This window comes from Faecalicatena sp., assembly GCF_058819085.1.
Map to the genome: position 1 here is coordinate 24292 of NZ_JBZUUL010000041.1, position 20534 is coordinate 44825.

25 protein-coding genes are annotated in these 20534 nt (G+C 42.0%); 5 read left to right on the forward strand and 20 right to left on the reverse strand.

Annotated features, from left to right (window positions below; translation table 11 throughout):
• The first annotated feature begins 91 nt into the window (after positions 1–91).
• Positions 92–652: a TetR/AcrR family transcriptional regulator gene (locus AC4OGX_RS19115; RefSeq protein WP_493332336.1), complete on the forward strand. Its 561-nt coding sequence runs from the start codon at positions 92–94 to the stop codon at positions 650–652.
• Between the two features lie 81 nt (positions 653–733).
• Entirely contained in the window at positions 734–2041 is a 1308-nt protein-coding gene (locus AC4OGX_RS19120) for an MATE family efflux transporter (protein ID WP_493332337.1), read from the forward strand.
• 19 nt (positions 2042–2060) lie between these two features.
• Here AC4OGX_RS19120 and AC4OGX_RS19125 read toward each other — a convergent pair whose 3' ends face one another.
• Positions 2061–3221 (reverse strand): DUF6070 family protein, encoded by a 1161-nt coding sequence (locus AC4OGX_RS19125; RefSeq protein ID WP_493332338.1) that lies wholly within the window; start codon positions 3219–3221, stop codon positions 2061–2063.
• Positions 3222–3509: 288 nt separating this feature from the next.
• Positions 3510–4592, reverse strand: coding sequence for a DNA alkylation repair protein (locus AC4OGX_RS19130; protein ID WP_493332339.1), 1083 nt, complete (start codon positions 4590–4592; stop codon positions 3510–3512).
• Positions 4593–4795: 203 nt separating this feature from the next.
• On the opposite strand from AC4OGX_RS19130, the gene AC4OGX_RS19135 reads away from it, so the two are divergent.
• Positions 4796–5692, forward strand: coding sequence for a helix-turn-helix transcriptional regulator (locus AC4OGX_RS19135; protein WP_493332341.1), 897 nt, complete (start codon positions 4796–4798; stop codon positions 5690–5692).
• A 99-nt stretch (positions 5693–5791) separates the two neighbouring features.
• A complete protein-coding gene (locus AC4OGX_RS19140) occupies positions 5792–6955 on the forward strand; it encodes a M28 family peptidase (protein WP_493332342.1) in 1164 nt (387 codons plus the stop codon).
• Between the two features lie 110 nt (positions 6956–7065).
• Here the strand turns inward: AC4OGX_RS19140 and AC4OGX_RS19145 are convergent, their stop codons facing one another.
• Positions 7066–7854 (reverse strand): AAC(3) family N-acetyltransferase, encoded by a 789-nt coding sequence (locus AC4OGX_RS19145; protein WP_493332344.1) that lies wholly within the window; start codon positions 7852–7854, stop codon positions 7066–7068.
• Between the two features lie 214 nt (positions 7855–8068).
• Here AC4OGX_RS19145 and AC4OGX_RS19150 point away from each other — a divergent pair, with 214 nt between their 5' ends.
• Complete coding sequence (locus tag AC4OGX_RS19150) at positions 8069–8533, forward strand: TspO/MBR family protein (RefSeq protein ID WP_493332345.1); 465 nt, start codon at positions 8069–8071, stop codon at positions 8531–8533.
• Between the two features lie 361 nt (positions 8534–8894).
• On the opposite strand, the gene AC4OGX_RS19155 is transcribed toward AC4OGX_RS19150, so the two are convergent.
• The 17 genes from AC4OGX_RS19155 to AC4OGX_RS19235 form a co-directional block, all read right to left on the reverse strand.
• Positions 8895–9359 (reverse strand): GNAT family N-acetyltransferase, encoded by a 465-nt coding sequence (locus tag AC4OGX_RS19155; protein WP_493332346.1) that lies wholly within the window; start codon positions 9357–9359, stop codon positions 8895–8897.
• A 29-nt stretch (positions 9360–9388) separates the two neighbouring features.
• On the reverse strand, positions 9389–9628 hold the full coding sequence (locus AC4OGX_RS19160; protein WP_493332347.1) for a DUF3781 domain-containing protein: 240 nt from the start codon (positions 9626–9628) through the stop codon (positions 9389–9391).
• A 5-nt stretch (positions 9629–9633) separates the two neighbouring features.
• A complete protein-coding gene (locus AC4OGX_RS19165) occupies positions 9634–9999 on the reverse strand; it encodes an ACT domain-containing protein (RefSeq protein WP_493332348.1) in 366 nt (121 codons plus the stop codon).
• Between the two features lie 33 nt (positions 10000–10032).
• Positions 10033–10863, reverse strand: a complete 831-nt coding sequence (locus AC4OGX_RS19170; RefSeq protein ID WP_493332349.1) for a class I SAM-dependent methyltransferase — start codon at positions 10861–10863, stop codon at positions 10033–10035.
• A 12-nt stretch (positions 10864–10875) separates the two neighbouring features.
• A complete protein-coding gene (locus tag AC4OGX_RS19175; RefSeq protein WP_493332350.1) occupies positions 10876–11775 on the reverse strand; it encodes an NAD-dependent epimerase/dehydratase family protein in 900 nt (299 codons plus the stop codon).
• A complete protein-coding gene (locus AC4OGX_RS19180; RefSeq protein ID WP_493332351.1) occupies positions 11772–12200 on the reverse strand; it encodes a DUF3795 domain-containing protein in 429 nt (142 codons plus the stop codon). Before AC4OGX_RS19180 ends, AC4OGX_RS19175 begins: the two co-directional genes overlap by 4 nt.
• A gap of 64 nt (positions 12201–12264) precedes the next feature.
• Positions 12265–12555, reverse strand: a complete 291-nt coding sequence (locus AC4OGX_RS19185; protein WP_493332352.1) for a cysteine hydrolase family protein — start codon at positions 12553–12555, stop codon at positions 12265–12267.
• A gap of 91 nt (positions 12556–12646) precedes the next feature.
• Positions 12647–13165 (reverse strand): hypothetical protein, encoded by a 519-nt coding sequence (locus AC4OGX_RS19190; protein ID WP_493332353.1) that lies wholly within the window; start codon positions 13163–13165, stop codon positions 12647–12649.
• Positions 13166–13516: a hypothetical protein gene (locus AC4OGX_RS19195; RefSeq protein ID WP_493332354.1), complete on the reverse strand. Its 351-nt coding sequence runs from the start codon at positions 13514–13516 to the stop codon at positions 13166–13168.
• Positions 13517–13876: 360 nt separating this feature from the next.
• Positions 13877–16393 carry an ABC transporter permease gene (locus AC4OGX_RS19200; RefSeq protein WP_493332355.1) on the reverse strand — a complete coding sequence of 839 codons (2517 nt, stop codon included), beginning with the start codon at positions 16391–16393 and terminating at the stop codon, positions 13877–13879.
• A 13-nt stretch (positions 16394–16406) separates the two neighbouring features.
• Complete coding sequence (locus AC4OGX_RS19205; RefSeq protein WP_493332356.1) at positions 16407–17072, reverse strand: ABC transporter ATP-binding protein; 666 nt, start codon at positions 17070–17072, stop codon at positions 16407–16409.
• Positions 17073–17193: 121 nt separating this feature from the next.
• Entirely contained in the window at positions 17194–18225 is a 1032-nt protein-coding gene (locus AC4OGX_RS19210; protein ID WP_493332357.1) for a sensor histidine kinase, read from the reverse strand.
• Positions 18222–18905 (reverse strand): response regulator transcription factor, encoded by a 684-nt coding sequence (locus tag AC4OGX_RS19215; protein ID WP_493332358.1) that lies wholly within the window; start codon positions 18903–18905, stop codon positions 18222–18224. Before AC4OGX_RS19215 ends, AC4OGX_RS19210 begins: the two co-directional genes overlap by 4 nt.
• An 81-nt stretch (positions 18906–18986) precedes the next feature.
• The gene (locus tag AC4OGX_RS19220; RefSeq protein WP_493332359.1) at positions 18987–19211 is read right to left on the reverse strand and encodes a hypothetical protein; all 225 of its coding nucleotides are present in this window, start codon (positions 19209–19211) and stop codon (positions 18987–18989) included.
• A 47-nt stretch (positions 19212–19258) separates the two neighbouring features.
• Positions 19259–19672, reverse strand: a complete 414-nt coding sequence (locus tag AC4OGX_RS19225; RefSeq protein WP_493332360.1) for a GNAT family N-acetyltransferase — start codon at positions 19670–19672, stop codon at positions 19259–19261.
• A gap of 44 nt (positions 19673–19716) precedes the next feature.
• On the reverse strand, positions 19717–20229 hold the full coding sequence (locus tag AC4OGX_RS19230; RefSeq protein WP_493332361.1) for a GNAT family N-acetyltransferase: 513 nt from the start codon (positions 20227–20229) through the stop codon (positions 19717–19719).
• A gap of 56 nt (positions 20230–20285) precedes the next feature.
• A partial coding sequence (locus AC4OGX_RS19235; RefSeq protein ID WP_493332362.1) for a hypothetical protein occupies positions 20286–20534 on the reverse strand: 249 nt, incomplete at its 5' end.

Here is a 20534-nt window from a genome sequence, read left to right on the forward strand (position 1 = left end):
TTTCGTATTGAAGCGTTTTGTATTGAATGAATATTATTCATTGACAATTATGCGAATGTCGGCTATACTGTTCTCAAAGGAGGCGAAGTATATGAGGATCACAAAGGACCCCGAGGAACGGAAACAGGAAATTATAGAGACTGCTATGCATCTGTTTCATGAAAAAGGGTATGAAAAGACCTCAATCGCAGACATCGCAAAGGCAATGGGCGTAGCACAGGGGTTGTGCTATCGCTACTTTCCATCAAAGGAGGCATTGTTTGACTGCACGGTAGACCAATATGCACAGGTACTGGCTGACCGGCTTTCTCTGCCAAAGGATCTGCCCGATCTCCCGCTAAAGCAGCTTTTAAGGAACATGCCTGCCAATGTGGAAACGGATGATTCCGACTTCTACGACGTTTTCCATGAAGCCGACAACCAGAAGTTTCATGACCAGCTTTCACTGAAAGTCTGTGAAAAGCTGGTCCCCATTGTTACAAAGCTGCTGGAAAAAGCGAAGGACAAAGGAGAGATTGAGATTGAGGACGTAAAAACTGCCGCTCTGTTCTGTGTATATGGTCAGCTTGGTATTTTATTAAACAAGGAAGATACCGCCGAGGATAAAGCAAAACGGATCTACGAATTCCTGATCTATGCATTACGGCTTTAGCCGCTCCCCTGCTTTGGGCAGGGGTATTTATATACCATGTTAGTGAATGATATTCATTCAATATTCTAAGGAGGACTTACTATGAATACAAATATTGATTTTATTGAAGGCAACACAAAGCGCTGCTTAATGGCAATGACACTGCCGATGATCGCCGCGATGTTTTTAAATATGGCCTATAACCTTGTTGACAGCCTCTGGATCGGGAATCTTTTAGGAGAGACTGCTTATGCGGCCCTTACAAACTCCACTCCTCTCATTTTGATTCTCACCTCGGTTGCCATGGGGGCCACGAATGGCATCTCCATTCTGATTTCACAGGCAGTAGGTGCAAAGGATCAGGAGCGTATCGACAGTCTGATCGCCTCCTCACTTGTCACGGCAGTCATCTTTGCCCTCCTCATCACGGCCGGGCTTGAATTTTTCCTGCCTGCAATCCTGCATGGACTCAATACACCGGCAGAAACATATGACATGGCTCACAGCTATTTGTCCATTTATGTATTAGGCTATCTGGCCGTATATCTCTATCTGTACTTTACGGCTGTGCTCCGCAGCTTTGGAAACTCCATGTTCCAGGCAGCAGCCATGCTGGTATCTACCATACTCAATGCCATACTTGATCCGATTTTCATTAAAGTAATGGGCTTTCACGGAGCCGCAGCGGCTACTCTCATATCCCAGGTGATCTGTCTCATTTTCATGATGGCTTATCTAAAGAAAAAGAAACTGTTCCATTTCCGTCTCTCTCTATTTGAAAAGAAGGATGTACTGCTGCTCATTCAAAAAGCGGTGCCCTCTGTGATACAACAAAGTATTCCTGCCATCAGCACCACATTTCTGACAGCCCTCGTCAGCACGTACAGCATCACTGCCATCGCTGCCTATGGGATCACCGGGAAATTAGAAACGATCCTCTTCTACCCCGCTATGGCGCTGAATATGGTACTGACCTCGATCATCGGGCAATGCGCCGGGGGCAGACGAATTGACCGGGCCAAAGATTATCTGAACTGTGCGCTTGCTTATGGGAGTGGACTGCTCGTTCTTATGTCAGCCGTCATCATCCTCTTTTCCAGGCAGCTCTCAGGCCTCTTTGTTAAAAGTCCCGAAGCCGCTGCCATCGTTGGAAATTATTTTCTCATTGTAAGCATCGGCTATGTTCTGAACACGGTAACGAACTGCTTCCTCGGTCTGCTCAATGGATTAGGAAAACCCTCGAAAAGCATGTGTCTGATGATTTTTTACTATATTGTGATCCGCATGCCTTTTGCATACCTGCTCTCCCATCTCGGTTTCGGGCTCAATGGAATCTGGACGGCGATTTTAATCAGCCATGTAGCTGCAGCCGCAGCTGCCGCGCTGACAGGAAGATTACGGAAATCATAGGGCTGATATCTAATCGAGTTTACTCATACTTTTCAAATTCTCCACTTACATGCGGTTTTTCCAGTTCGTATATTTCTTTCCACTTTTCTTCTGTCAAACGGGGAGTATGCCACCCTGCCTCAACAGGATCTTCGGAGGAAATCACCCGGTTGGAGACATACTGCACTTTTCCATTTTCCAATGGACGGATCACAGTCTCATGGGTATATACGCTGGAAACTCCCCTGTCAGGAAACACCACATGCACCATAAGTGTGATCGTCCCATCGCTATTTTCCCTATATCCTGTCACTTCAGGATATGGATAGGGACCTTCTATCTCGTAGAAGCCTCTTGGTTTATATTCATAGATTTCTTTCCTGGGATCATAGGTGGTTTTAGACCGGAGGGTATCACTGTCTATATTAAAATAGGTCATAATGACATTTTCAAACTCTTCCTTTGGGATCTGATAAACCGCACCGACGCCCAAATTGTCATCGGGCGTATAGGGAACGGGCGCTCCATATACCTTAGGATAAAAAATGTCAAACAGATCATAGAAATTTAACTGTCCGAAGTCTTCTTCGTTCCAATCCAAAAGAAACATATTATTACGTTCATAGCTGACAGGAAGAAGATACTGACGGTTCAGTTCTCTGCATTTTTCATCCAGTGGCAGAATACGAAACGCTATATGTTCATTTGCATTACTTGAGGTAAGTACCTGCATTTCTTCTGAATAATAAGTACCTGAGAACATGAGATAACCGTCTTTCGTATATTTCCAGTCTTTGGCCGGATAACTGCCTGTGAATACATTCTCAAGCTTTCCATTTTTAAAATCATAGTTCGTCCTGACTACATCTATCTTTCCGTCTTTTGTGTGGAAATCAAATATTATAAATCCACCATAATAAGCAACCTGAATGATCGTCAGCTCTGCTTCTTCTTTGGCAGCTGCCTTTTCACAGAATTGGATCACCTGTTCTGCCTCTGTCATATCAATTTGTTTTTTACTGTCCACAGCTGCATATCCATTTTCTCCGAACCGCTTTACAATAGTGCGTATCACTTCCAGATCATCAAAGCGGTTTTCCCCGGCTGCTTTTTCATAAAGATCACCACAAATTTTCCTCACTGCATCTGATTCATCCTTATGATTTGTCTGGTCACGCTGGGTTTTCTCTTTGTTTTCCATGGACTGTCCCTGCTTTTGATTCTCTATTTGAGAAGTATCACTGCACCCCGAAAAACTGAGTAATATCAAAATTAATAATATGATAAAACTTCTTTTCGAAAACCAAACTGCTCTCTTCATCAACATCTCTTCCGCTTCTCCTTTTCTATAAAGTGAAAATTCATTTAATAAAGACATTCACAGGATACTGCTATACCGCAATAATAAAAAATATCTTACAAATGTAATCTAATATTACATCTGTAAGACTATGGTGTCAAGTTAATAATCAGTTACAAGTTTAAAAGCTTAAGCCTTTTCTAAAGAAAACTCCAGCTTTCCCAGCTCTGTCCCATTCGCAATAATAGCAATAGAATGAATGCCCGGATAATGCTTTCTTGTACTCAGATCTGCAAAGGAGTGCTTTTTCTCATAAGATTTTTTCTCATTTTCTTTCAAAGATATTTCAGAAATCTTAAATCTCTTCCTCATTCTTTTTCCATTTGACTTTACAAAATCAATTCCGTATTCAAGCCTCGCCTTAGTCTCCTTTTCAGCTAAAATGGTGAGGGTAAAGGTAAAGCTGTCACCGATCGTAACAGAAGCTGTATTTAAGGAAAACTCTAACAATTTTACGGATGCTGTATCATCAAGGTTAAAAAGCTCCATTACATCACGGTTCCCTTTTTTCAGCAGTGTCCGGCAGCCCTGCCTTATAATCCAGTCTGTATTGTCACTCACACCATACCACTTTTTTGCGATACTCAAAACGAGTTCAGGATGTGTTTTTGAGATGTCGTTTAAGTTGTTGGCGACGCTTTTTCTCACATAGAGAGACGGATCGTTCTTTAGCTGTTCCAAAATCGGCAGGATGGGGGAGGGATCCTTTTTAAAACTTATCAGCGTCTGACCCCAGGGCAGCTGTGGACGACAGCCCTCACTTGCCAGCCTTCTTACATGTTCATTTTCATGCTTTGACCAGCCATACATTTGAGCTATCATACGTTTTTCATCTTTGATGAGAAAAGCTCTGACAGCGAATTCCGCAGACCAGTACTTCGTTGTTCTCTCTAATGCTTTTATGGATAGCTCCCAGTTCTTCTCTTCCACCCCATAGACTTCAATAAAATCCGGAAAGAAATACGCGTATGATAAACCGGAAACTGCTTTTTCCAGTATCCCGAGTGCCTTTTCATACTCTCCCGGTAACAGTGCTCCCAGGCTTGTGCTTATTTTTCTGCACCTTGCCTTTAGCTGCAGCTCATCCCATGTTTCATCCATAGTCAGTTTCAGGAATTTGTCAACCTGAAAGGAGGGATAAATCTCCCTGATGGCTAATGCGGTTTTATGAAGTGACTCCTCATGAAACATATTTCTTAATGGCTCTGGCATAATTCCTTTTCTCCTCGCAAAAGTTTGTGAATATAGGTACATTATAGCCTTATTATCGTCATATAGCAATTCCCCGGTGGCTCCGATCGGCAGCTTTTACTTCCCGGTTCCTGTATAAGATAACAATCCGGGTCAAGACATTTCCTTCATAAAATGATAAACTAAAAAAATAAGTACATTTTCAAATCCAGGAGGTGAACCATATGGAAAGCTGGGAACAGATCAATGCCGTGCAGAAGATGCAGAACTATATTGAGGCACATTTGGAGGAACCGATCACGCTGCACGCTCTTGCAGAAGCTGCAGATTACTCTCCCTGGCATTGTGCCAGGATTTTCAAAGAGCTTACAGGCAAGACACCCTTCGAATATATTCGCATGTACCGTCTCTCTAAAGCAGCCATGGAGCTCCGTGACAATGACCTTAAGGTTGTAGAAGTCGCAATGGACTTCATGTTTGACAGTCATGAAGGATTTACCAGGGCCTTTCGTAAACAATTTGGGATGAGCCCGAATGAGTATAAAAAGAACACCCCGCCGATCTCACTTTTCCACCCATGGCCTATCCGTGAATACTATTACTGGCTCAAGGGTATGCAGGAAGAGGCAGAGCCGCTCTCCAGCGAGCTTTTTGTACAGGTGCGTAATTTTCCAAAACGAAAACTGCTGTTGAAACGGGGCACGCGTGGAGATGATTATTTTACCTACTGTGAAGAGGTCGGCTGCGATGTCTGGGGGCTGCTTAGCAGCATAAAAGAGGCGCTTTATGAACCGATCGGCCTGTGGCTGCCCGACTCTTTACGCCCGCCCGGCACATCACGGTATGCCCAGGGCGTTGAAGTCCCGGATCATTACAACGGTGAAATCCCGGACGGCTTCGATCTCATAGATCTGCCCCCTTGTAAAATGATGATGTTCCAGAGCGCACCTTATGATGATATCCGTTTCCAGGAGGTTATCACAAGGGTGATGGAAGCAATCAATCAATACGATCCCACACAGCTCGGTTACGAATGGGATGATGGCGCAGCACCGCGTTTTCAGCTTGATCCGCAGGGCTGGCGGGGCTATATTGAAGCAAGACCAGTGAAGGAGATTTGATCTACATCGCAAGGAAAGTCGAGTATCCCTGCCTCTCTCCTGTTATGCTAATGGCAGCAATACTGATGATAAAAATAAAAAAGCAGGAGGAGAAAAAGAATGGAACTCAATAAAAAAATGGAGGAATATTTACGGACACTTTGTGAGGCAATCGGTGCTCGGCCGACTGGTTCTAAGGCAAATCATGAGGCCGTAGAATATGCCTTTCAAGAATTCAAGCGGTATGGATTAGAGGTCTCAAAGCAGGAATTTGACTGTATGGACTGGACAGAAAACGGCGGTTCACTAACTGTGGATGGTCAGGAAATCCCAGTCGCTCCGTCACCCTATTCGCTGCCCTGCGATGTAAAGGGCGAATTACTTATGGTCCGGTCGCTGGAAGAACTGCGCACGGCCCCCATTGCAGGAAAGATTGTTTTACTCTGCGATGCCCTGGCATCGGAACCACTGATGCCGAAAAGCTTTGTATTCTGGAACCCTGATGAGCATAAAGAGACGATTTCGCTGCTTGAAAACGGCGGCGTGCAGGCGGTACTCACTGTCAGCCTTTCTCCGGAACGTTTCATACCTGTCATTGAGGACGGAGATTTTCAGGTTCCCTGCGCCATCGTTCTCCCTGAGAATCTGTCACAGCTTAACAGCGGACTTTCTGCTGCCCTGACACTGAATACAAAAAGACAGCCGTCAAAAGCCGCCAATGTGATTGCGGTCTACGGAAGCGGGGAACGCAAAATCTGCTTTTCCGCACATATTGATACAAAAGCCAAAACTCCCGGTGCTTTGGACAACGCCTCCGGTACAGCCGTACTGCTTGCATTGGCCTCTAAGCTTACGGGCAGGGAATTTCCTTACCGGATCGAATTTGTCCTTTTCAACGGCGAGGACTACTATTCCAATCCCGGAGAAATGCTGTATCTTTCCTCTCATCTCTCTCATCCTGAGGAATATGTATGCGCCTTTAATATCGATGGGGTCGGCATCAAGGAGAAACCTGTCACGTACTCCTTTTATGAATGTCCTGAGAAATTAATGGAAAACCTTTCCGCTCTTGCCAAAAGAACCGGTGGTTTTGAAGAAATAGAGCCCTGGCCTCAAGGCGATCACACACTGTTTGCTTTTTCCGGCATTCCTACGATCGCAATCACCTCCAGCGGCATTTTCGAACTGGTGGACCAGGTTCTTCATACTGAGCAGGATACAGTGGAACTAATCGACAGGAGGAAGCTGGAAGAACTGGTGAACTTCCTGCTCAATTCCCTTTAAAAAATATCAAGCAAGTCTTAATGGTCAATGTCGAAAATAAAAGACATTGACCATTGACATACAGAAGGAGCAGGTATCCTGCCCGCTCCTCCTTACTGTTTCATCCTATTTTATTTTCTATTTTCCTGGATCCATTCTACTGCAAAATCCACCAGATCCCGCTGACGCATCAGGCAGACACTGCCATTCCCCAAAGCTACCCTTGCAGGCTTTTTCTGCTTCTCGAAAGCGGCTCCGATTTCTTCAAAATCTTCTCCATCCACATAAAGGGTCTCATAGGCGGTCCATTCTCTCTTTCCATTTACCATAACCGCACTGTGTTCCGTTGTAGTATGTTTTCCCGGATATTCGGCTCTGGCATCTGCCAGGTGAAGGGAGGTGTTTTTATCATATCCGACTCCGATCAGCAGTACATAGCCATCCAGCTCATACAGTCTTCCAATTGGAGAGCCGTCCCCAAAAATATTGGACAAATCATGATGTTCCGTCAGATATTGTGCATACTTCCCCCATGCGGCTACGGAACGGGCAGGATGATCGCTTCTTAAAGCTCCCGGCCATTTCCGAAACATCTCTGCAACTGCCCCCATCGTATTCGTCGGAGTAATTGCCTTGTCGTATGCGGGCCAGTTATCTCTTATGATCTGCCACCACTCTTCTGGCTCTTCCCAATGTACCCCCGTTTCCGGGTCCAGGTTCTTCCATGACTGGGAAGGCATCATGATAGTTCCGTTTTCACCTACACATTCCAGCACCGCCTCAATCACCGTCTGTGCGCCGCCGCACACAAATCCAAGACTGCTTAGAGATGTATGAACCATGATCGTCTGACCCTCACATACACCAACCTTTTTTAGCGCCCGGATAAAATCCTCTTTTATTAATATTTCTCTGCTCATTCTTATCCCCCGTCTCCACAATCATAGAACCCTGCATGATCATGAATTACTTTCTGCCTGATTTTCTTTTATATTGTACAATCATTCAATATAAAAAGCGATCCCTTTCGTGTTATTAACGCTTTTAAATCCCGGTTTTCAGTTTTCCATGTCCTAATTCATATTTTCAGTTTCCGTAACATAGACTGATATAAACACTGTCAGGTGCCCTCATATGAAGAATAAAATCAATAGTTCTCTCCTCATTGCTATCCTTATCCCACTTGCTGTTGGCTCAATCTCAGCGCTTTTTAGTGGAAATATGTCTCTGTATTCCACACTGAATAAGCCTGCTTTTAGTCCTCCAGCCTTTGTTTTTCCCATTGTTTGGACAATACTCTATATTTTGATGGGAATATCATCCTACCTCGTTTATAAAACCGAAGATCCACAAAAGATGAAAGCCCTTAGAATCTATATTCTCCAGCTGATTTTCAATTTCTTTTGGAGCATAATTTTCTTTGGATTCTCTCAATACCTGCTGGCTTTCTTTTGGTTACTTGCACTGATCATCATCATTCTTATAATGATCTACCGGTTCTATCAAGTCAGCCCTCTTGCAGCATATTTACAGATACCTTATTTGATCTGGTGTATATTTGCAGCATTTCTGAACTTCACAATTGTTCTTATAAATTAGGAATTAAGGCGGACCTGTTGTCCGCTTAAAATTCCTCATTGCAGTATCATAAATTGAATACTTTATCTTGATCTTTTGTAAGTTTATTCTTTCCCGCAGAAAGCCATTCTTGTATACTTGTTTACAACAGACGTATGATTTAGAATATCCAGCCAATACTATTGAACATCGCTATCCCCAATATACCACCTATTGACAAACATAATAAATACCATCCTGATTTAGAGCTTTCCATATCTTCTTTTTTCTTCATAAAAACGTCTTCCTTTCTCTACAAATTCTAATTTATCAGCCGCATACGCCGAGAGTTGTTGCAAACTGGAATTTATAACCGCCACCATACCGTATTATTTCTTGCATATTATTTGAAACCACATCGTTTTAAAATCTTTTGTGATGAAAAGCCATCAACATCTGTCTCAGCAATAACATGTTTTACACTGTCCTGCTTCATAGCCCATTTGCAAAATGCCTGGACTGTTTCCGTCATGTAACCATTATGCTCAAAATCACACCCTAGTCCATAACCTATTTCAACTTCTCCGTTGCAGTCTGGCAACCCTTTAAAATCAATAGAACCAATCACACAGTTATCCGATTTCTTAACAATAAACCAAAATGTGTGCCATAGATAATTGACAGGATCTTTCTGAGCTTTTTCCACCTGACCGCATACGATTTTACGAAACAGCCCCTCCATCGGTTCTGCTCTATATGAACATAGCAGTTGTCTCTCGAGTTCCTCTATATTGTGCGTCCATAGGTAAAGCTGCTTTGGGGTAAGCGCAATAATATTTAGCCGTTCTGTTTCAATCTTCATCATCATGTCCTTTCGATAACCTGATCCTGGATCTTCTATTTCTTTTGCTTATGTGCCGTAATAATTGTATAACTATATGCATTTACCGTTATGATGCAACGATCAACACTTACATACCAATTTTTTCCTTTCCTTGTAATAACAGCATTAGAAGATTTAATTTTCGTTTTACACCAGTCAACCACATTATCTGTATCTAAAGACAGATTTCTTTTTATACGCACGACACCCAATTCGGTTGTATGTAATTTATCTAAATTATTTAGTAGGCACATATCATTTACAGTACCTTGTATCCGGCTTTTGAGAGAATATCTAACGCTCTGAGATAATCATTCTCTTTCGTCAAAATATAGTCCGTATTATATGTTGAAATCGCAAATATTCCAATATCATTTTCTGCGAGTAAGGTTGACAATTTTGAAAGAATTCCTATTAAAGAGAAATCCAATACCCCTTGTATTCTAAAGGCTTTCCAGCCATCATCCCGTTCAGTCACATTATCCGGAACGTCCGATGTAATACAAACAAGCGAATTTTCCTCATCTGTTTTTCCTGTAAAACAATACGCACTATCCAAATTGACCTGAGAAAAATCCTTTACCTTACAAACTGAAAATGTGTTGTTTATTTTTCTTATTTCCATTTAATTCCCTCCAATAATCTATATAATAAAACGCTACTTCGTAAAAACGCCGCAAATCGTTTCGCCTTGATCTGAGAATTCTCTTCCTGCCACATCACCATAGAACCCATAACTACTGAAACCTGCGGTTTGAATTTCCGATAACAGCTTTTCTTTAGTAAAAAAATGATCCCATATGTTGTAACAACTAATCGCTTCGTTGGTTAAAACAACACACTGTCGCAGCTCTGTGGCATCTTCATCTTCATACTGATAGACGGATTCTAGACAGATATGCGGCTTTTCACACCAAAAACCACCTTCTTCGCAGAATTGCCATGTATGGCTTTCATTTTTTCTCATACTTGGCGTAAAAACATCTACAATAAATTTTCCGTTTTGTTTTAATGCCTGATATACCCTGCCTAATAGGAAAAGTCTGTCTTCCACCGGCATCACCGCATAATCGCAGTAGATCAGCGTGATGACGTCAAATTGATCTGTGTAATCAATCGTCAAATAATCCTGGTAATGATACTCAATGGCGCTATTTTTCAAATGAGCCTGTTCTTTTGCATATGCAATTGAACGTTCTGAAAAATCCACCCCCGTGACGGAGTATCCCGCCTTGAGGAAACGTTCCGCATAAAGGCCGGGCCCACAGCCCAGATCAAGTAAGGATTTATATTGAGACGGTGGTGCAATTTTTGAAATCCATTGAACCGACTGGTCGAGGAATTCATGCCTGCGGGTAGCCGCATCGACCTGCGGATTCAGATGTGCCTCCAGCATCCCCTTGGATATATGCGGGTCATTCCAGAATTCTCCCGTACTTGGAGCATACAGCCGTGGTTTCTTTAGATAAGCGCTTAACTGATCAATCATAATAGTTCTCCTCTATATCATATTCTTATCAATGTAATCAAAGTAAGGTTTTCTATTCACTTTTTCTGCGTTACTCTTATACCATTCATATGACTCTTTTAGTCCTGCAGACATCGGTTTTACATCCTGCATAAGTTTATACTGTTCTGAAACATCGAGATAATATTCATAATTATCAAAGCAAAAATAATTTCTTTGTTCTGTATCTTTGTATACACACTCGAATTCGGCTCGACTTCCAACAACATGGTAACAAAGTTCCACCCATTCTCGAATTGATATAGTATCTTTATTTCCCACATTAAAAATATGCTGAGAAGGTTTATATTCCAATAGTATGTCTATAAATCTGCATAAATCATGAATATGAAAAAACTGTAATTTCATTTCACCATTTTGGGGAAGATAGAACTTTCTACCTGCCAAAGCACAGTCAAATACATATGCTTCCCTATATACATTGTTCATTTGACCGTATAAATAGGGTGGTCTAAGAATGTATGCATTCGGATTTCTTTTCAGTAAAGCCGCTTCTGCTTCAATTTTATCAGTTCCATATTTTCCACAATATTTATTAAAAGCTAATGGAGAATCTTCTTTAAAAGGCTGTAAAGTATTTTCTGAATATACCGCGCCTGAACTGATTAAGATATAGTCTTCATAACTGCCTAAAGCATCCAGCAGCTTTTCAACTTCATCGGAAGTATACGCCGTATCAATAACAACATCAAAATGAAAATTGCGCAGAACACCACCGATATCATTTCTATCTGCCTGGATCAGTTTTACTCCTCTGGATTGTTCCCTGCTGTTTCTGTTAAGTACATATACATCGTAATTCTTCTCAACATAATGCTCTGCAATATACCTGCTTACAAATACAGTTCCACCAGTTACAAGCACCTTTTTCATGTAATTTCCTCCAATTTCATTTTATCCTGACATTCACTGCATTCTCTATCGTGAATGGATATAATTCCACCGCATTTGGGACAAGTGTATTTTATTTTTTGCTGTTCCATAAATATCTTTAATCCTTGATTTTTTACAACCTCACTATTTTCCATAAGACTTGCCTGGTATCTTTTATTGTAACTTTTCTCAAGATTTTTGATAAGCTTACATGGATAATCCGGACATTCAAAACAATACTCCAAGCCTTTTTCTTTTACACAATCTTTTATTTTACACTTACGGCAATGTTCAGGTTTTCCGAGATCACTGTTTAAACATCCTGGACATGGCTTCTTATGGTAACAATGTTTATAGCATACTTTACAATTCATTCCACAAGGAGCGAACATACTCGTATCAATATTTTCTTTCGGCATTTTCATAAGCTCTACCTCTTTTTTGCAGACTAAAATTTGCATTAGCCTTGAAGATTAATCGACTGCCTTATCATATCCTCAATTCTAATTTCTGTAATTGTTCTGTCATCATAACTTGTGCGAACATTCCACTAAGACCTGCCATGTAAGCCGCGTGTACTATTTTTGCAGGTATACTGTTTCCCATTATCGTCAAAGCTTTGGTGGCGCAAGCATCGTAAAGCACTGTTACAGGAATAGCGTGATCTTTGGCTGACAAGTTAGTTTGATAAAAACTGTTGGGAGTATGCTTTAATATAATAGGCTCAGCCTGTTGCGGTGCTATTTCTTTGTGGATTGCTACGCCATTCGTATTTGGCAAAAAAATGTTGCTTCTGGCCGGTCATTGATATGCTGAGTGAAAATCACAGGCAGTTGTGCTTTCCTAAACTGGAATTTAATTAGCACACTAATTATTTTTGAGGTTTCGTGGAGCCACCACCAAAACTTTCAATTTTTGATAAATCATTCACTGTTAATGTTGCAGTATATTCACAGGTGCAATCATCACCAGCTATGATAAATTCATTTATGCCCTTTTTCATATCAACAAGAGTATCATCAAAAATCATTTCACTTACCTCATCTTTTTGTACAGATAATATTTCACTGCTATTCTGCTTAATGCTTAATGTGCCTTTATCTTTTGTATACGCAATACTAAAAGTTCCGGCGGTATCTTCATTAACATCAACGGTAAGCAGTACACCGTCCATTCCATGATGTATTACCACTTCACCTTTAGATATAATAGAATCACCATCTTCTTCAACATTTAATGAATTAAATATAGTGGACTGTTCGTTTTTGGTATCACCACTAATAGCTTTAGATGTATCTTCAAAGTTATGATTACTTCTACAAGCTGTTGTTGATAAAGTAATCATAATAGCAACCATAAAGATTGCACCACACTTTTTGTTTCTTCTCATTTATATACCTCCCAAACAAATTATAATTTTGTTGTGTAATCCTAATAGTGTAGAAATAATTTTAAAAGTTGAATATGGAGAAACTTCTTGTTTTGCCATATCTTTATTATATAAAGAATATTGGTTTTCAGTTGGACTATATAAAACTGCACAACCATTTATTTCATTAAAGACATTACTTAGATCAAGCCTTTCTTCCTTAGTATTTTCGGACTCTTTTTTATCATCTGCTTCTGTCTGTTCTAACTGTTGTGATTCCACCTTCTCCACTTTTTCTTGATTAGGTGAACACCCAGATATTTCTATTAAACATACTGCTGATATACAAAAAATTTTTAAAAATCTTAACATGCTTCTTCCTCCCTACAACCTCGTATTTGACAAATTATTCTATTATCCAATATCTGTCATAAGCTTAGCCTGCCTTTCCTATCAGTAAATGCTCTGATTTCGTAAATCCTATAATTTCGTTTTATTGACACAAACAGGGCAGCGTACCTGTCTATCCTGCATTAGAATATTACCTTTGCCATAATTCCAAAGTGCATATTAGGACACATAAAATGCGCACGTTCTGTATACTGATGTGCTTCAATAGCTACTAAGATTAGCAAAATACCAAATACGGCTCCTGCCAAAAACAAAGCAATTCTGCCACTGGTTATTTGAAAACGGCCACCCTTGCGGATGACCGCTTTGTGTCTAAGGTATTTATTCTGCAATGCGTAGTCGTTCCACCACCGTTTTCCGCGCCATTTTGTTGTAGCAGACAAGCGGCACAAAAGCGGTAATGAAAACCAGCGGGAGGATACAAAGGATAACCGGAAACAAAGTAAAATGCCATGTAAAGTAGCTCAATTCTGCCCCCATCATCCGTACCACCGTCAGGCTTCCTATAGTGGAAAGTGTCAGAGAACACAACAGACCCAAAACAGAATAGCCGAGACCCTCATACATTAACATACGCCTAACCTGTTGACCTGTCATTCCCACCGATTGCAGCATGGCAATTTCTTTATGCCGGGACAGAATGGAGGTCATCATGGAGTTAATGAAGTTCAGTACGCCGATAAGCACCAGTATTGCACAGAGTACGCCTCCTACAAGACGATACATATTTATCATCCCGTCAAAGGACTGACGCAGTACAACTTTTGAAAAATAGTCCAGTGCGGTGTCGGTGTTTGTCGTATAGTTTTTCAGCCAGTTTTCAGCGGCAAGCAGGTTTTGATCATCTACATTGAATAAAGTTTTCATGGCAGGTTGATCGGCAGCTACCATATTCCCCAGCAATTCGCCTGTCGGGAAAATGTAGTCTAGCCCCATGTCCACCTGTAAAGGAGTTTCCAGCGCTCTCGGAATATCCACCACAGCAAGCACCTCATAAACCTTGCTTGTACCATCAAGCTGCGGCACACGAATCTGATCGCCCGGTTGGTACAGGCAAAGGGAACCGTCACCCATCATTCGCATGGGCGTAACATATACGCCGGTTCCGGATTTCCATTTTTCCATGTCCAGTTCCCCGTCCAAAACCTGCACATATCCTGCCGGTAAATCATCTAAACCATACACATTTACACCGTGTTCCTGACGAACCACATAATTGCCCAGCTCATTTGCAACAGCCTTTGACGAAGCAGCAAGTTCCTGTAAGCGGGCAAGGTCACTATCTGAAAGGGGCTGTCTGGAAGTCCACAGGTAGACACTTCCTATACTTTCAAGGCCATTCAAAGTTTCTGCCTGACTGATAAAATCCCGGCTCACATTCGCCGTGTTAAACGGGCTGTAACTGTTGATAACCGTGGTGTCGGAAACGGTAAAATCCGTCAGGCTGAAATCGGCAACAAATTTGTCAAAGTCAAAGGAGGTCACATAAGTATAAACGCTGTTTAAGAGTACAATGCTGAGTGCAAACGACAAAGTGACAACAGTTACCTTTTTCTTGTTTCGTCCGAGATTGTTTTTTGCCAACATGGTGGTACTAATATGCTTGCTGCGCTGCTGTTTCTTTTTTGTTGCGGCTTGCTCCACATAGTGAAGCGCCTCCACGGGGGAAACTTTGGCTGCCAGTGTGGCAGGCTTCCGGCAGCTAATGTAAACCGTAATCAAAGAAAAGGCAATCGCCACCAAAAAAATCATCGGGTTTACGGTCGTAATCACTCGCATATCATCTGTCAGTATATTCACGATAAAGGGGAGCAGCAAACGGCCAATAGGCCATCCCAGCAGCAGACCCAGCGGAATACCCACAAGAGACAGCCTGATTGCTTTTTTATATACGATTTTTCTGATTTGTCTTGCGGTAGTTCCCAGCGTTTTCAGCATCCCGTAGAACCGAATATCCTGTGCAATCGAAATGTAAAACACATTGTAGATCAACAGATAACCTGCAATAAAAATAACCGCAATTCCTGCTACAAGGGGAAGCATGGAGGAAAGGCTGACGGCTGCCGTCCCGTAAGCCTCATTGATGCTTACTCGTTCATCCAGACCATATTGTGATGTCACTTCCAATGCTTGTTTTTCAATGTCCCATTCCGTAGGCATCATCATAACGCTGTCAATATAGCCAGTTCCTACCGGAGGCGTGGTTCCGTCTGTTTTCCCGCGAATGACAGAGGCCACCTGTTCCGTGTATTCTTTGGATAGTAGCATGGTTTGGCGATAGGCCACGGCATCACCGTCCCAAATACCGCACAGGGTAAAGGTATTGGTAATGGTGTCCGTATCAGTAACAAAGGTAAGCTCCATCTGTGTGCCAACTTTATCCGGCAGTCCCATCGCCGCCAGAACAATGCGGCTGGTAGCAATCTCGTTTTTCTGCTCCGGCAGCCGCCCGGTATCAGGGGCGTTGAATGTCAGGTCTGCATAAGTTTTATCGCCATAGCGCAGTTCCGTTGGCGTCTTATTAAAACTGTCTCCCACGGCATTACCAATAATGACAGAATAGCCAATGTCTTTTACTCCTGCGTCGGCTGACAGCAGTTCGTATTCATCCCACGATAAACGCTTAATACCTGCATGGGCAGAAGTGCCAGTCGTCCTCATGTTGCTTTCCTGCATAGAGGTCTGCAAACTAATTGCAATCGTAAACAAACTGGTAAATAAAAGCGTGGCAAGCATGATTGCTAAGACGGCAATCGTATTTTTCTGGGCTTTCAATGAACGATTTGCCAAACGTTTTAGGACAGGCCGGTTATTGTTTCCAAATAGTATGTCAGTCATGTTCTCACCCCCTTTACTCTGAAATTCTGCCATCCTCAATACGGATAATGCGGTCGGCAAGCTGGGCAATCTCATTATTATGCGTTATCATCACGATGGTCTGATGAAATTTCTGGCTGGTGGCTTTCAAGAGGTTCAACACGTCGCTGCTCGTCCTACTGTCGAGGTTGCCGGTGGGTTCATCCGCAAGTACAATAGCAGGTTTTGAAACAAGGGCACGGGCAATCGCCACACGCTGCTGCTGGCCTCCCGAAAGATTATTTGGCATACTGTTAAGCTTTTCATCAAGAGCCAGCATCTTTACAACTTTACCCATAAACCGCTTATCCACAGTGTCGCCGTCCAGCTCTACTGGCAGGACGATATTTTCATAGACATTCAGGACAGGAACGAGGTTGTAGTTCTGGAAGATAAAACCGATGTTGCGCCTGCGGAAGATGGTAAGCTGTTCGTCCTTAAATTTGGATAGTTCTTTCTCTTTCACCTTGATGCTGCCGGAAGTCGGTGTGTCCAGTCCCCCCATCATATTCAACAGTGTGGACTTGCCGCTGCCGGAAGTGCCGACAATGGCAACAAACTCCCCCTCTTCAATCGAGAGACTCACGCCGTCCAGTGCTTTGGTGATGTTCGGCTCGGTGCCGTAGTATTTTTTTAAATCAGTTGTTTGCAATATGCTCATATAGAACACCATCCTTTCTGTGTGATGGCTCTATCTTAAAGGTCAAACCTCACAGGAATGTCACCGCAGGAGAGTTTTTACCCTCTGAAATCTCACCATCCTGTGACATTTCAATACATCGTCAATCGCGGGGCAGAAATACCATAAAGCAGGAACCAATGCCCAAACTGGAAGTCAGCTTGATATATCCCCCCTGCATGGTGATGATCTCACGGGCGAGATATAAGCCAATACCGATGCCCTCTACAACGTGAACATCATCCTCCCGGTAAAAACGCTTGAAGATCGTTCCGTGGTGCTTTTCTGGAATACCTTTGCCAGTATCAGCAATGCTGATTTTCAGATATAGTTCCCAGCACTCAACGGTTACGGAAATTTTTCCTTTGTCTGGTGTGTACTTCACAGCATTATCCAAAATGTTAAACAAGGCTTCGCTCGTCCATTTTCTATCGTGAGAAACCACCAGATGTTCCGGACAATCCACCTCTACATCAATCTGTTTCTTTTCTGCGTTCAGCAAAATACCGCCCAATGCGGATGCGAGAGTGTCATAGATCGGCTGTTTTTTCTTGTCAAGAGAAATGACCCCTGTTTCCAGCCGGGAAGTCTTAATCATTGCCTGCATGAGAAAATCCAGTTTGTCAAGCTGGCTTGCACAGGCCAACAAAAATTCTTTTTGCTTATACGCCGGAACTTCATGCTCCATAAGTGTGCTGTTTATCATTTTCAGGTTTGCAATCGGTGTTTTCACCTGATGGGAAATATCCGAAATCAACTCTTGTAGGTCTGCCCGTTCTTTTACGATACTGCGGCGGTTCTCATTCATCACTTCATATAGCCGCCCCAGCCGGTAGTTGATTTTATAGAACAGGTTTTCTTCCACAGCCATTTGCGGAGGCTCTATATCCCCGGCCAGCATATCGTCAAGCGTCCGACATAAGAGATCAGAAAACAATGTCAGTTTGCGCCTGACCAGCATCACAAAACAAATCACACAGAACAAAACAAATATGCAAAACAGCAGACAACATAACACCACCGGTATATTGTTTGCCAGCTTGTATAAAATGATAGTGGCCGCTGAAACGGCCAGCAGAAGTGCCAGCCCTAAGAACACGCAGGCTTTGTTGATAGACAGCTTCTTTGTACTCATTTTTGAAACCCTCCTATCCACATATAGCCCATACCGTATACTGTTTTAATATACTGTCGGCCACCCGTTTCAATCTTGTTTCGTACCCGGCTGACTGCGGCAGTCAGGGCGTGTTCGTCCACAAAGTTGCCATCTATATCCCACAACTTTTCAAGGAGTACCTGCCGAGTCAAAACGATTTGCGGGTTTCTAATAAGCACTTTTAAAAGGCGGTATTCCAGAGCTGTAAATGCAATAGCCTGTCCTGCAAGCGTTGCGGACATTTCAGAAAAGTTGACGAATAAATTTCCATCATCATAACAATCACCGCCGTTCTGCTTTGAAATACGGGCAAGCAGCGCGGCAACCTTTTTCTGAAATACGCTCATGGGAAAGGGTTTTGTCACATAATCATCTGCGCCCAATTCAAAACCCCGTAACTGGTCGCTTTCCATATCACGGGCAGTCAGAAAAATCACGGCGGTATCGGGACGACATTCTTTAATAATCTTGCAGAAATCGAACCCATCACCGTCCGGCAAATTAACATCAAGAACGATAAGGTCATAATCCTGTTTTTCAATAGATTGCATAGCAATGGATTTTGTGATTGCTGCATCAACCATATATCCGGCGGCAGATAAGTTGTAACAAAGAGTATTATTCAAAAGGTGATCGTCCTCAACTACTAATATTCTCATGTCCTCACTCCTTTTCTTTTTCACATACACCCCACCTTTTTTCTTTCCAGTGAAATTAGCCTGACAAACTGGGATTTTACGTTAATCTTTCTTCTCGATCAAGCCCCATATTGCCAATGCCAACCCAATAAGTGCAAATCCACCAAAAACATAAACAGATGACATAAGCCCATACTGCTGAATGTTCCACATTGCCGAATGTTGTCCATTTATCGTCCAATCATTAGCCATTGAACCTGCTAAAACATTTGCAACAGATAAAGTACCTGCTAAAAACATAACTGAACCCAAAATCACTTTTTTCATAAGAGTCCTCCTCAAATTCCAATTTTCCTATCCAGCAAGCTAGGATTTTATTTATGAATTACTTTTCTCATACCAGAGCCGCAAAAATCATTAGGAATTAACTTAAACCCCATATTCTGATAGAATGTTTCTTTTCCTTTTTCCGCAATTAACTGTATACTGGAACGCCCGTTAATTGGCGTTTCGTCATCAACATATTTGATTATCATACTGATTATTTGGCTTCCAACGCCATTTTTTTGATAAGCAGGATGTACTATAATATCAACAATCATATAATACAGACCATCTCCTATCAATCTTCCCATGCCAATAGTTTGGTTATTTTCAACTGCAATTACTGTATATAAACTCCTGTTAAGTGCCTTTTGAGCCTGTTGCTCTGATAAATTTAACCAATCGACACTTTCTCTTAGTCTATAATAATCTTCGTAGCATAACATATTTTCTTTGTATTCCATGTATTACCTCAAAATTCAGATTTTTTAGCCCGACAGACTGGAAACTATATTTCTGTTTTCAGTAGCGAATACATCTTCATATCGATTACTTCGCCGTTCTTTACAGCGTTACTTCTTAATGTACCTTCGTATTGAAACCCTGCTTTTTCAAGCACACGGCAGGATGCGTCATTGTATGCGAATGGCTCTGCATAAATACGAATTATATCGCTCTTGTCAAAAACATACTCGCATATCTGTTTTACGGCTTCTGTCATAATTCCTTTGCCCCAATAATCTTCTGCGATATAATATCCCAACTCAGCAGTCTGTCTGTGTATGTTCCCTTGACGGAAAAGCCCGATACTGCCAATCACTTTTCCATCTACCGTAATGGCAAAAGCAAATGTTTCATTTTCATCTGTAGAAAGCATCGCAGAAATATAGTCCGTTCCGTCTTGCTCGGTGTAAGGGTATGGCAACCCATCCCGGAGATTATCCTGTACTTTTTTATTGGAAAGAGCCGCCGCTAATTCTTTTGCGTCAGATAGCTCCCATTTTCTTATTTTGCAAATCATACTCTTTCTACCACCTTCCCGATAAATTCATGTTTATCAATCTCACAAACTGGGATTTATTTAATTCCCCAAAGACCAACTTGCATATTTGAAAGCCATAATATCTCAACAGCTTTAAACCCACAATTTCTCATTAGTTCAATATTCTTCGATAGCGAAATCGGAAAGTACTCCTCTCCGTACCGTTTTAAATGGTTCTCACATTCTTCAAGGCTCTTACCTTGTTTCAGTTGATATCTTTTCCACTTTTCCAAATAAACCGATTTACCTAAATCAGTATAGGGCGCAAAATTTTCAAAGCTAAT